The sequence below is a fragment of the Flagellimonas sp. MMG031 genome (assembly GCF_040112705.1).
Taxonomy (GTDB): Bacteria; Bacteroidota; Bacteroidia; order Flavobacteriales; family Flavobacteriaceae; genus Flagellimonas.
Window position 1 is genome coordinate 2,091,769 of the sequence record NZ_CP157804.1, and the last position, 13,414, is coordinate 2,105,182.

8 protein-coding genes are annotated in these 13,414 nt (G+C 40.2%); 5 read left to right on the forward strand and 3 right to left on the reverse strand.

Annotation, left to right across the window (positions count from 1 at the left end):
- The first annotated feature begins 394 nt into the window (after positions 1-394).
- The 3 genes from ABNE31_RS09320 (at position 395) to ABNE31_RS09330 (ending at position 5,247) form a co-directional block, all read left to right on the forward strand.
- Positions 395-2,725, forward strand: coding sequence for a hypothetical protein (locus ABNE31_RS09320; RefSeq protein WP_349351012.1), 2,331 nt, complete (start codon positions 395-397; stop codon positions 2,723-2,725).
- A 97-nt stretch (positions 2,726-2,822) separates the two neighbouring features.
- The gene (locus ABNE31_RS09325; protein WP_349351013.1) at positions 2,823-3,788 is read left to right on the forward strand and encodes a sugar-transfer associated ATP-grasp domain-containing protein; all 966 of its coding nucleotides are present in this window, start codon (positions 2,823-2,825) and stop codon (positions 3,786-3,788) included.
- An 82-nt stretch (positions 3,789-3,870) separates the two neighbouring features.
- Positions 3,871-5,247, forward strand: coding sequence for a tyrosinase family protein (locus tag ABNE31_RS09330; protein ID WP_349351014.1), 1,377 nt, complete (start codon positions 3,871-3,873; stop codon positions 5,245-5,247).
- Positions 5,248-5,319: 72 nt separating this feature from the next.
- On the opposite strand, the gene ABNE31_RS09335 is transcribed toward ABNE31_RS09330, so the two are convergent.
- A complete protein-coding gene (locus ABNE31_RS09335; RefSeq protein ID WP_349351015.1) occupies positions 5,320-5,685 on the reverse strand; it encodes a heavy-metal-associated domain-containing protein in 366 nt (121 codons plus the stop codon).
- Positions 5,686-5,700: 15 nt separating this feature from the next.
- Positions 5,701-7,935 carry a carboxypeptidase-like regulatory domain-containing protein gene (locus ABNE31_RS09340; protein WP_349351016.1) on the reverse strand — a complete coding sequence of 745 codons (2,235 nt, stop codon included), beginning with the start codon at positions 7,933-7,935 and terminating at the stop codon, positions 5,701-5,703.
- 603 nt (positions 7,936-8,538) lie between these two features.
- Here ABNE31_RS09340 and ABNE31_RS09345 point away from each other — a divergent pair.
- A complete protein-coding gene (locus ABNE31_RS09345) occupies positions 8,539-9,927 on the forward strand; it encodes a CoF synthetase (RefSeq protein WP_349351017.1) in 1,389 nt (462 codons plus the stop codon).
- Positions 9,928-10,418: 491 nt separating this feature from the next.
- Here ABNE31_RS09345 and ABNE31_RS09350 read toward each other — a convergent pair whose 3' ends face one another.
- The gene (locus tag ABNE31_RS09350; protein WP_349351018.1) at positions 10,419-11,045 is read right to left on the reverse strand and encodes a sugar transferase; all 627 of its coding nucleotides are present in this window, start codon (positions 11,043-11,045) and stop codon (positions 10,419-10,421) included.
- A gap of 345 nt (positions 11,046-11,390) precedes the next feature.
- On the opposite strand from ABNE31_RS09350, the gene ABNE31_RS09355 reads away from it, so the two are divergent.
- Positions 11,391-13,391, forward strand: a complete 2,001-nt coding sequence (locus ABNE31_RS09355) for a hypothetical protein (protein ID WP_349351019.1) — start codon at positions 11,391-11,393, stop codon at positions 13,389-13,391.
- Positions 13,392-13,414 lie beyond the last annotated feature (23 nt).

Genomic DNA, 13,414 nt, shown 5'->3' on the forward strand with positions numbered 1-13,414 from the left:
TAGTTGGGGTATTATCAAGCCAAACTCATGTTTCAAAATGCAGTAATTGATGTTTGTTCATTTATTAAGAAACGGTTATGTGGTTAAACGTCACACTGCATGCAACAAAATTTCGGTTCATATACAAAGTTAACAGGCTATTTCTTTTAAACCAGTTTTTACTGTCTTTTAATTACAACGCTTTTTTTTTACAAAAAGTATCATTTTTCCATCATGCATTTCCGGTTTTGGAAATGAACAATTTCATGAAAAATGATGGAGCTATGATCTGGTGTGCACTCATAGTATTTTTTTGCGTTTCATCGATATTTTATATGAAAAAGATTGACTGAGTCCTAATCGGCATATTTTTGTTATAGCTCCCCCCTGTGTCAACCTAAAAAGCTCATTTACAATGACTAAAAAACTACTCTTCTATTTATTTCTTTTCGGAACATTCAGCGCCATAGCGCAAAATCTCCATGATGATTCCAATGCTGCCTCGCCAACCAATGAGGCGAATACAACAACGGGTTGGACAGGTTCAGCCTTATTGTTTTCGGACAATACGGATGCCCAATCGGGTCTCTTTTCCATTAGGGCAGAATCCAATGGCAATAATGGTATGATGATTCAATATACATTTGATGCCGTTGTTGGAGAAGACTACACAATATCATTGTGGGCAAGGGAAGGTGATCAATCCAATCAGCCAGCTTTTGCCAATTGGCAAGGGTTAAGTGGATTCAGTACCACAGCAATTACTGGTAACACATGGACGGAATACACATTCAATGTTTCTGCAACTTCTGCTACACCCATCATTAGGGCATACACAAGTCCATGGTCAGCGAGAACGGTGGCTGGAAATGCAATTTTAATTGATAACATAACCATTCTACCGGTAGGTGGGGACACGGAGGCACCGAGCGCGGTGACGGACGTATCGTCCTCCAACACGACATCAACGGGCACGGACCTTGCATGGAGCGCTTCCACGGACAACGTGGGCGTGACCAACTACGAGGTGTTCCAGGACGGTGTGAGCATTGCCAATACTGGCACTGCCACGACCTTCGGTGTAACTGGCCTATCGGCGAGCACGAGCTATGACTTCACGGTATTCGCCGAGGATGCCGCGGGCAATGTATCGGCAGTGGGCGATACGGAGACGGTCCTGACAGCTGCGGCCGCTGACACGGAGGCACCGAGCGCGGTGACGGACGTATCGTCCTCCAACACGACATCAACGGGCACGGACCTTGCATGGAGCGCTTCCACGGACAACGTGGGCGTGACCAACTACGAGGTGTTCCAGGACGGTGTGAGCATTGCCAATACTGGCACTGCCACGACCTTCGGTGTAACTGGCCTATCGGCGAGCACGAGCTATGACTTCACGGTATTCGCCGAGGATGCCGCGGGCAATGTATCGGCAGTGGGCAATACGGAGACGGTCCTGACAGCTGCGGCCGCTGACACGGAGGCACCGAGCGCGGTGACGGACGTATCGTCCTCCAACACGACATCAACGGGCACGGACCTTGCATGGAGCGCTTCCACGGACAACGTGGGCGTGACCAACTACGAGGTGTTCCAGGACGGTGTGAGCATTGCCAATACTGGCACTGCCACGACCTTCGGTGTAACTGGCCTATCGGCGAGCACGAGCTATGACTTCACGGTATTCGCCGAGGATGCCGCGGGCAATGTATCGGCAGTGGGCAATACGGAGACGGTCCTGACAGCTGCGGCCGCTGACACGGAGGCACCGAGCGCGGTGACGGACGTATCGTCCTCCAACACGACATCAACGGGCACGGACCTTGCATGGAGCGCTTCCACGGACAACGTGGGCGTGACCAACTACGAGGTGTTCCAGGACGGTGTGAGCATTGCCAATACTGGCACTGCCACGACCTTCGGTGTAACTGGCCTATCGGCGAGTACGAGCTATGACTTCACGGTATTCGCCGAGGATGCCGCGGGCAATGTATCGGCAGTGGGCAATACGGAGACGGTCCTGACAGCTGCGGCCGCTGACACGGATGCACCGAGCGCGGTGACGGACGTATCGTCCTCCAACACGACATCAACGGGCACGGACCTTGCATGGAGCGCTTCCACGGACAACGTGGGCGTGACCAACTACGAGGTGTTCCAGGACGGTGTGAGCATTGCCAATACTGGCACTGCCACGACCTTCGGTGTAACTGGCCTATCGGCGAGCACGAGCTATGACTTCACGGTATTCGCCGAGGATGCCGCGGGCAATGTATCGGCAGTGGGCAACACGGAGACAGTTCTAACTTCTGCAGGGACAGGAATAACGGATTACACTTCCGAAAATTCAAATATCGCAACAGTGGACTGGACGGCTCGCGATTTGTTTGCCGATAGGAATATAGGCATCGGAACCACCAATACACAAGGATATAGACTGGCCGTAGCCGGTAATGTGATTGCTGAAGGTGTAAAAGTGGAATTACAAGGAAATTGGCCCGATTTTGTCTTTGAGAATAGTTACGATTTACCAAATTTGGACGAGGTTAGGGCATTTATTGCCACTTACGGCCATTTACCTAATATTCCTAGTGCCCAGAAGGTAAAAGAAGAGGGAATTGACCTAGGCGATATGAACGCCAAATTATTACAGAAAATTGAGGAGTTGACCTTGTATATGCTACAACAGCAAGAGCAAATTGAAGCCCTCAAAGTTGAGCTGGAAGAATTAAAGAAGAATTAAGATAATTTGCCCCAAATAAATGATACCAAAACATCAAAGGGAAGGCTTCAAAGTTTTTCTCAAGGATAAAAGAAAAAAGGCTTATCCAAAAATCATTATGGAATTTTTGACTTTATGGCGTCAAAAAAAGGAATTGCCTTTATACTATTTTAAATATTTGTACAGAAGGGATGTAACCAATATATCAGATTATCTAAGCACCAAGGAGGCTGGCAAAATTCAAAGGAGTCCAAAATTGCATCGAACGGAATATATGGCAATCATGTCGAACAAATTGTTGTTCTCTTTGTTTTGTAAACAAAACGGTATTCCCACACCAGAATTGGTGAGTTACAACTTTGGATCAAATTTTTATTTTGGAAATAAAAGCTATAAGGTTACCAAAAATCAGGAATTGGTAAGCTTTTTTGGAAAGGTTTTGGACAGTTCAAAAAAGGATAGATTGTTCCTTAAACCTTTTTCACTTTTCGGTGGTAAGGGTGCTTGTATCATTCGGAAAAGTCATATGGAGGAAGATATACACAAAAATGCAGATTTGTTGTTGGCCAATGACTATATACATGAGGATGTATTGATTCAACACAAGGAAATTGATAAAATAAATTCAAGTTGTATCAACACACTTCGTATTGAAACCTATATTGATAAAAGTGGTAAAATCAACATCATGAATGTTTTTATGCGATTTGGTGTTGGGGACAATATTGTTGACAATGGCCATTCTGGAGGTATTTATGTTGGAGTCGACAGAACAAATGGCAAATTAAAGGAAGTTGCCATGGAAGAAGCTCATTTCGGTGGTCGTGACTTTTACAGTCATCCGAACAGTGATTATCCATTTAAGGATTTTATTGTTCCCTTTTTTAAGGAAAGTTGTGAGCTGGTGATCAAGGCCACAGAATTCCTTCCAGATAGATATATTGGCTGGGACGTGGCAATAACACTGAATGGTCCGGTAATTATTGAGGCAAATGAATTTCCAGACCTTTTTATGAGCGATACAGCCTATGGCGGTTACCTCAAGAACCCATTGTTAAAAGAAATATTATCTGAAGCATCCTAAATAAGAGTGAGCTATTAACATGAGATATTATATGAATTCAAAATCAGGACATAGAACAATAAGGTTTATTTTGCCGGCAAAAATGAAAAAACATCTCTTATTTACATGTTTTTTGATTGGCTGTTTTTTCATTGCCAATTCGCAAAGTATTCGAAAGGGGTTTGATGAAATGACCGATTACGAAATCGCCGAGCTTGTTAATGCATTTTATGATTTACGAAACGGACCAGATTTATTCAATGATATTGCAACTTTTCATGGTCAGTTTTTTAATTATGATGGCACTTTTGACCCAACTCGGTTAGATCTTCATTTTAACCTACCGGAAGAACCCGAAAGAGAAATATTCCTGGCTTGGCACCGAAGGGTGGTTTTCGAATTGGAGCAAGCGGTTCAAGATATCAATCCAGAACTAAGTATTGGGTATTGGAATTCAACAATATATCAATCTCCAACCGATGTAGTTTGGGATGAGGAATTTTTAGGGAGCTTTGACGTGAATTGGGGATTGAACAGAAATTTAGGAGGTGACCCCAGACTACCCACACCACTAGAACTTAGTAATTTATTAACAGAAACAGATTTTTTTGAATTTTCAAATGTTTTGGAAAGGCAAAACGTGCACCGAGGTGGACACGTATGGACGGGAGGTGCTATGCCTACTCCTGTATCGCCAAGGGATCCAATCTTCTTTTTCCACCATTCTTTTGTGGATAAAGTTTGGCAAGATTGGGAAGAAATTCATGGAACCTCAGCATTTATGACCACATCTATGTTAAGATATGATGGTACTTATGTTTTTGATGGTCAAACATATCCCTCAGTAGATCCCAATGACATTACAGATTCAAGGGTTTATGGGGTGTTTTATGCGGAAAACGGTTTGGCCCAATTGGATAATTATATCGTGAGCAATACGTATAATCCAGAAGAGATTTTTTATTACCAATTCAACATCGAGGCTGGAAACAATTTTTTGGTTCCAGCAGGAACGGCTGCGCGATTTGAATCTGTGAATGAGATCAATCTGACTCCAGGATTTGAGGCGTCCCCAGGATCATCATTCCAGGCCACTATCGATACGGAAAATAACGGAACAGGAAAAATAGCTCCTTTGTTTACAAAAACTAGAGCCATAAATCCGTACCCGTATTCTGAAAAATTATACGAACCCATTGTTTGGGAAGAAGGTGGCGATTTATTGGATGATGATACTATAATATTGACTGCAGCACCCAATCCATTCACAGAAAAAATCACCATAAAGTTGAGCAAACGCAAGGACTGTGTAATTGAAGTATTCAATATGATGGGTAAATTGATACGGGAGGAAGCATTCCAGAACACAGACACCATGGTAATCAAAAACTTATATGGATTGTCTTCAGGATTCTATGTAATCCGTGTCACTGATGCCAATGGAAATATTTTAGTGGTCAAACGAATAGTGAAGATGTAATTCGTTTTTACAGATTAGTATAAATAAAGAAGGGGGCAATTTGCCCCCTTCTTTATTTATTATACTGGATATTTAATTTTTATTTCCGTGATCCATATGTACACTTGCCGGATCTCTATACTTACAACATTCGGGAAGCTTGTTGTAAACAGAATCGGGAGCAGTGAAACCATCAGAATCGTGACCCACTTCGGCTATCCTTTTTTGTATATCTGAAATCGTGATCTTTCGTTCGTCGATTACGGCCTCAAATAGTTTGGTCTCAGGACTCCATGTTGCAAACTTTACCCCCTTTAGTTTTATTGAAGCTTTCTCAATTCTGCTTTTGCACATACCACAGTTTCCTTTTACCTCAAAGCTAACTGATTTGTTTTTGTCTTGAGCATGGCCCATGGCCATTATCAAAATTGCGATTGCAGTGATCATTGTTGTTTTCATAACTGTACTGTACTTTTAGATTTTGTATCTGAACCCTACATAGTACAAACTTTGCAGAACAGGTCCATATAGTATGGTACTATCAAAATATGTTCCAAAGGGATCATTGCTCGATAAAATGGGATTGGATTGGGTGAAATTGCCAATATTCTCACCACCTAAATATACTTCAAATGTGTTGGATAACACCCTTGTGATCTGCGCATTTATCAAATTATAGGACGAAGACCATTCTTGCAATTGAAATTCTGTAGGGTTTGCAGAAGTGTTGGGCAAACGTTGCCGGCCCAGCCAGTTGGAAGTAAAATCAAATCTCCATTGCTTTTCAGCAATTTTTTGGGTTTCAAAGTTTAGGTTTACAAAGAACCTGTAAGTGGGTTGTAAGGGTTTTTCCAATCTGCCAGAGTTGTAATCTGTAACCACATCAAAATATTTGTATGTTGTCCTAATATGAAAATCCTGTAGAACTTCATAATTCAGGTCAACCTGAACACTGTTGGAATAACTATCTCCCTCCAGGTTGTAAAACGCTATCTCCCTTGGGTTTTCCCAGTCGACCACGACTTGATTTTCGAACTGGGTCCTATAAAAATCGATGGAAAAATCCATGACCCGATTCCATAGATAAAGCTTTTGGATGAAACTTACTCCATAGTTCCAAGCCTTTTCGGGCTGAAGGCCGTAATAATTTCCATTGCTCTCACTAATGTTTATCTGCCGGGAGGAAGCAAAAAGTTGTTGATTTTCAGCGAAAATATTGGCACCCCTTTTTCCTCGTCCAAATGAGGCCCTAAAACTAGCCTTGTCCCATAGGGAATACCTTAAATGAAATCTTGGTGTTAGAAAATCGCCCAAATTATTATGGCTATCGGCACGTATACCTACTACAAAACTAAGGCCCTCCAAATTATCGTAGGTATATTCAAAAAAAGCTCCCACTGAGTTATCGTATCGGTTGAAAGGATTGTTATTAACAAACTCTTCGTAACCATCGTAGGTAAAGCTCAACCCTGTTTTAAACTTATGCTGTGTGCTCCCTATGATGCTATTGAAAATAAAATTGGAGTAGAACGATTTATGGTTGATATCATATTGATTTAAACCATAAAAAGAATTTTGATCATGGGCACTATATGCTGTTTGAAACCCGAAGCTCTGATATGGGAGTTCCGGAAAAACATAACCTGCCTTGGCTGAGATGTCCAAACGTGATGTTGCAATTTCGCTTCCCCAGGCATTGGTGGTCAATTTGTCCGTGTCAATATCAAAATCGGTCTGACCCAATTCCTTTGTATCGGAGAGGTATTGAATGTTGGCATAACTGACCCATCCACTTTCTGGATCCATGAATTGCCATCGGTTCATAAAATTGATTTGCCGGGCCAAGGGAGTGTCATAAAATGAATCTTGGTTGTCGTCAATATAACCATTTCTAAGGTTTGCATGAACATATAAACCGACCCCTAGTTCATCTGAAATGTTATGGTTAAATCGGGAGTTGAACTCGTAGCGCTCAAAGTTGTTGGCGTATAGATTTAGGAAAAATCGTTGGTCTGTAAGTGGTTTTACCAACTCACTGTTAATGTGGCCAGATATGCTTTCAAAACCGTTCAAAACACTTCCCGCGCCTTTGGTTATTTGTATACTCTCTATCCAGGAACCGGGTATAAAGGACAATCCAAAAACCTGTGAAGCTCCCCTAATCGAAGGCATGTTTTCTTGGGTGAACATTAAATAGGGGCTGTTGAGTCCCAACATTTGTATTTGATTGGCACCGAGGACCGCGTCCGAAACATTTACATCTACTGCGGGGTTGGTCTCAAAACTTTCGGATAGATTACAGCATGCTGCCTTGAGCATCTCTCGGCTATCTACCGAAACCACATTTTGTACTTTAAAGAGTGATTTTTGTATTGGTGCGACTTCTTTTTCAACCACAACCTCATCTAGAACTACATTGGGATAGAGCACAATGTTCCCAAGATTGGGTCTATTTACAGGAATGGTGTCCGAACGGTACCCTACCGAGCTTATGACCAATTGCCTGATATCTTTTTGGTAGGCCGTACTAAAGTTTCCATCAAAATCAGTAGTTGTACCAATTGTGCTGGATAACCAGTACACATTGGCATTGGGTATCGGTATTGTTTTCCCTTTTTCGTTAAACTCTAGAACCTTGCCCTTGACCTGGAATTGGGAATAACCACAATCCACAGTGACTATCAGGAGAAGAAAAAATACGAATCTCATTCCGAGCGAAACTATCTTTAAAACAAAGCTACGTCATTCGAATCTTATTGACCCATTTTGCCATCTATTTTAACTATGTACTGTAGTTCATAGATTATTTTGGGAGTTAAAAGAGTTTAGCAATGGGTTGGTTTGCTAAGCATTAATTTTATTTTGAAAATAGGTTAGGTATATTTTCCAATATGGGCATTTTCAAAGTTATTTGTATATGCTTGGGTTTGATTCTTTTGAGTGTGGTCAAAATGTGTGAAAAGCGGAATAATCTTACTCAAGAATCAACCCAAATCCGCATCATAAACAATACAAAGTACAAGTTTACACAAGTGTCTTTGTTTTCAATGGAATTTGGGGATTTGTATCCCAATGACACTTCGGATAATAAAACACTGAATTTTGACCAGCTGGAGGATAACGACATGATTTACTGTGTGCAGGATGGAGAGAGGCTTGGGAGATACGTAATGGTACCTGATAGTACCGCAAAGTATTTTACCTTTAGTTTGGACAGTGTTGGCAATGGTATATTATACGGTCGCTCATTTGTCGAAAAATAATGTTTAAAGAGTATAAAAGGAACCCCATAAATTTTAAAAGGTTATTTAAATGACTAAACTTTTGGAACAATTTAGAAATGCAGCCTTTTGGTTATTGGATGCATTAAAGGGAGGACATGTAAGAAAGCATTACAAGGAAATACAATGGGTCTTGGAAAATCCACAAACTGAAAGAACCAAAAAAATAAAGGAGCAAAACCTTCAAAATCTTTTGAAGCACGCAACGAGAACAGTTCCTTACTATCAGTATATCCCGGAAGACAACTTTGGACTGCATGACTTTCCTATTATTGACAAACAAACTGTAAGAGAGAATTTTTCGAATTTTAGGAGCGATGCCCACCTAGACGGATATAACCACGAGGTTACCACAAGCGGGTCCACAGGCAAACCCTTTAAAATTTTGCACAATAAGAACAAGAGGAGCAGAAACACGGCGGACACCTGTTTTTTCGCAAATAGGGCTGGATTTAAGCTGGGCTCAAGGTTATATTATTTCAGATTGTGGGACAAACAATACAAAAAAAACCAATTGTTGACCCAAATTCAAAATATAGCAGCTTACTCTGTAGATGATTTTACCGATGAGAATTTGCATAAACTCGTAACTGAATTGGAAAGTGATAAGTCCAATAAAAGCATTTTGGCTTATTCCTCTGCTCTCGGTACAGTGTCAAAATATATTGAGGATAAGCTTGGCAGGCCACTGAACTGTAAATTTGATTCGATTATTTCAATAGCGGAAGCATTAAATCCAGATATCAAGCAAAGAGCTCGGAAGTATTTGGGCACCGAGGTAGTATCACGATATTCCAACAGTGAAAATGGCATATTGGCCCAACAGAGAGTGAATTGGAAATCAGGTAATTTTGAGATAAATTGGGCCAGCTATCATATTGAGATTTTGGACTTATTTGAGGACAAGCCTGCGGCACCTGGTGAGAACGGAAGGATTGTAATTACAGATTTCTTCAATTATTCCATGCCCATAATAAGGTATGATACCGGTGATGTTGGTATAATTGAGTTTGATGAGGAAAGCCAAGCTATGGTTTTCACTAAAATTGAAGGTCGGAAAATGGATATGTTCACCAATACAAAGGGCGAACATATATCATCTCATATTATTCACCATATTTTACAATTCAATGGAATTGAGCAATTTCAATTTGTTCAAGAAGAAAATGGAGAATACACTATAAAATTGAAGGTGTCGTCCAAATACGATCGAAACGATGAAGGAAGGATTCGTAGTCAATACTTAGAATATTTTGGAGAGAACGCCATTATACATGTGGAATACGTAGAGGATGTACCCCTTTTGCCATCCGGGAAACGAAAACTAGTGGTGAATAAAGCTATTTTGGGAAACGGCAAGGCTAAGGCAAAAGCAAATATCGAAACGGACCGGCTAGAAAAGCAACAAGTTGATGCTTAAGTAACGTTTTTTTCGCTCGAATTTTACGAACTTGCTCATGAGCTGTACTTTTAACTACAATCCAGCCCAGGAAAAAGCGAATCAAAATTTAGATTGATTATGAGGATTTCTGGCAATTCTGGTTTTATTGTACCATTTGCCTTTTGTCTCAAAAGTGGTTGGGCTACTGAATTTTAATGACTTACCTATTTATTTCATCTTGGTTAACATGTTGTTGCTGTTTTATTATGTCTTAGTGGCTATTTGATAATATGCCCGTTATATAATGAGCAGAAAAGGACGGGTGTTATACATACAAAGAAATTTTACGTTGTTTGTATTTTTGGAAATAAAAAAGCCAATGGTGTTGGATACTTGGACAATCGTATTGGTAATCAATACAATCACAATACTTCTTACCATTTTTATATCCCATATTTCGTATAGATACTTTAAGCTCTATTTTCTAAGACTAAAAAAAGGTTCAGGAAATAGGGGATGTGGCACTTAGTCTAAATCTGACCAAGTGCTTTTTTTCTTTCTTCATCAAAATCTGGAATACCGGATTCTGCATCTAGGGCTACATCTTTTCGCAAGAGCACCTTTAAGGCGGTCTTAAATAAAATTTTCATGTCAAGGGCAAAGGAAAGATTTTTTACATATTCAATATCCTTTTGTAGCCTAGTGTCCCAATCCAAAAGATTTCTACCGGATATTTGGGCCAATCCTGTTACACCTGGTCTTACCGTATGCCTAATACTTTCTTCTTTGGTGTAGTAGGGCAAGTAACGCACTCTAAGAGGGCGTGGCCCTATTAAGCTCATATCTCCCTTTATAATGCTTAATAGTTGTGGTATCTCGTCCAAAGAAGACTTCCTCAAAAAAGTTCCAAATTTGGTCACCCGGAGCTCATCGGGCAGAAGCTTACCGTTTTTATCCGTCTTGTCCGTCATGGACTTAAACTTAATTATCGAAAAGATTTTTTCGTCTTTTCCGGGTCTTGGTTGCAAAAAGAAAGGTTTACCGTTATTTACAAATAATAGGATAACCCAGATAACCAAAAAAATGGGAAACAGCACAATAAATCCAAATACCGCCAAAACAAAGTCCAAAACTCTTTTAAAAAATAACGAATACATAAATGTTAGAGGTTTTTTAATAAACGCAGGCTTTCCTTCCGCATTGTGTTGTGCACATTTCAATAATCAAAATATAAACAGCCAACATAACAATGTGCTAAAGTATTGAAAACTGGGTTTAAGCGCTTGGTTTTAGGGTCTTTATCTTAAAAGATGTTAAAAAAAGACGTAGTTCATCGATATATGGCCATCGACGAAATCCAAGGGAATCCAAATTTACGTACCATGCATGTATTTCGTCGAATAAATAGGTTTTTTGACGATTTAAATTTATTGAAGTACTATTTTTAAACCCCGTAATCTCTCAGTGAACAAATGAAGTTATCTTATCGTACCCCACAAACCATGATTTTTTTGGTCACCATTTCTCTGTTTTTTGCGTCTTGTGAAAAAGACAGCGACCTATTTGACGAATACGTACTAGCACCTGAAGAAGAAGTGCTTGAGCCAGGAAATACAGATGGTAATTCTGATGGGAATCAGGAGCCAGACCAAGAACCTACCAATGGAGGCAACCAAGACTCTAATGGTGGTGTTGATTTTAGTACTCCAGACAATCCTGAAAACACTAACAAAATTGAAGGGACGTATACCCCTGCATCAATGGCGGACATTACCAATCCTGCTAATGCCAATTTGAAAGCAGTAATATCCCAGTCTTTTGAGTGCAACGATTGCACATTTGCGGCTAATCAAACCATAGAACCTGCCGGTGGGGTTATTAGTGGACAAAATATTGATTTAAACGGAGCATACATCCTAAATACATACAAACAGGCATTTTCTTCTTCAGTTACCTTCAAGGATGTTTATACAGCTTCACGTGTAAGCCCCGATGTTTTTGGAGGTGTCTCAGATGACAACAATGATGATACCGATGCCATTGATGCTCTTATTAATAACTGTTCTTTGGCTGTGGGTGTAAGTGATGGAACATATATCAAGAATAAGCCATCAAATTACCGGAGATCTGGTACTTTAGATTGGAATTTAAATGGCGCTGTTGTTAAAATAACAAGTGCTGCTGGCTTTAATACAGGCCAAGTATCTGTTGACGCTGTATTCGATATAGTAAACCTATCTCCCAACATTTACAATGGTGAATTCGACGGTACAGATACATACGGAAGGCTTTTTTACTTGCACGGGCAAGAGTATTTTAGGTTTCACAAATTGTATGTGCATAATTTTTATGCTACATCTACCTATAGGGCAGTTGCATTTAGATTCACAATCAATGCTTCATCATCTGGATTCAAGTATGGTGAATTTTCAGATTGTACAATTGATAGAATTGTGGCTAGAGGAGATGGAAACTATAACAATGCTCCTGCTGGGATTTCAAAAGGATGGTGGTACACCATTTCTGGAATCAATTATAGTGACCCGTTCACTGTGATTCATAAAAATAACAAGGTCACTAATATTATAGGTGACGATGCCGAAGCTTTTTATGCTATTCAAGGCGGTGGGTCACTGGATCATGATAGTAAGTTCATTTTTGACAATGAGGATTATCGATATTGTACGAGAAGAGCTATCAAAGCATGTGTTTCCAATGTGGAAATTAAAAACAGTTATTTTGAAGAGATTCCAGAATCTTTATTCAATTCAGCGCAACAAATGGGCACAATGATTGACTTTTTTAGCACCCAAAGTAGCAATCTGATTCAGAACATTCGAGTACACGATAATGTAATTCGTACCGTCCCAGGAAACGATGCCCATTATTATCTACTTTCTTTGACCGAGGTCAATGATGCAATTATTTCCAACAATACCTTCACTATGGAGAGAACAGGTAACTATGGGGGGGTTAGATTAGGATCTAATACAAGCTCATATAACGGGGCTTTACAGAACATACAGGTTACGAACAATACATTTAACAACTGTTATGTTAATGCAATGTATCAATATCGTCCAGTTAACAATCAACCCATTGATGTTGATAGTAACTTGTTCAACTTCACAGCATCACAGGGTATTGATGTAGGTGCTTTAAGATTCTCGCAGAATAGTGGGACACAAGGTTACGTTAACTTTACGAACAATTCCATTAATGTAGATATGAGCTCTCCAAATGGTATTAACGGGGTAATTGCAAGTAATGGTGTAAATGTTGTTGGGGTTACCATAGATAATGTGGATGTTGCTTACTCCAATGGAACATCAGCTAGACCATTCGGGTATTTAAGGGGAAGTTTTGACAGTTCAAACTCGATAAGAAATAGTAGTTTGGTTGGAGCAAATGGCGCCAATGCAATAACAGTATTGGGAGGGTCTCAATCTGTACAGGTGGTTAATAGTACGGATGCCAGTGGTAATCCAATTACTGTGGAATGATAATTCGTGAAAAGAATATTTCA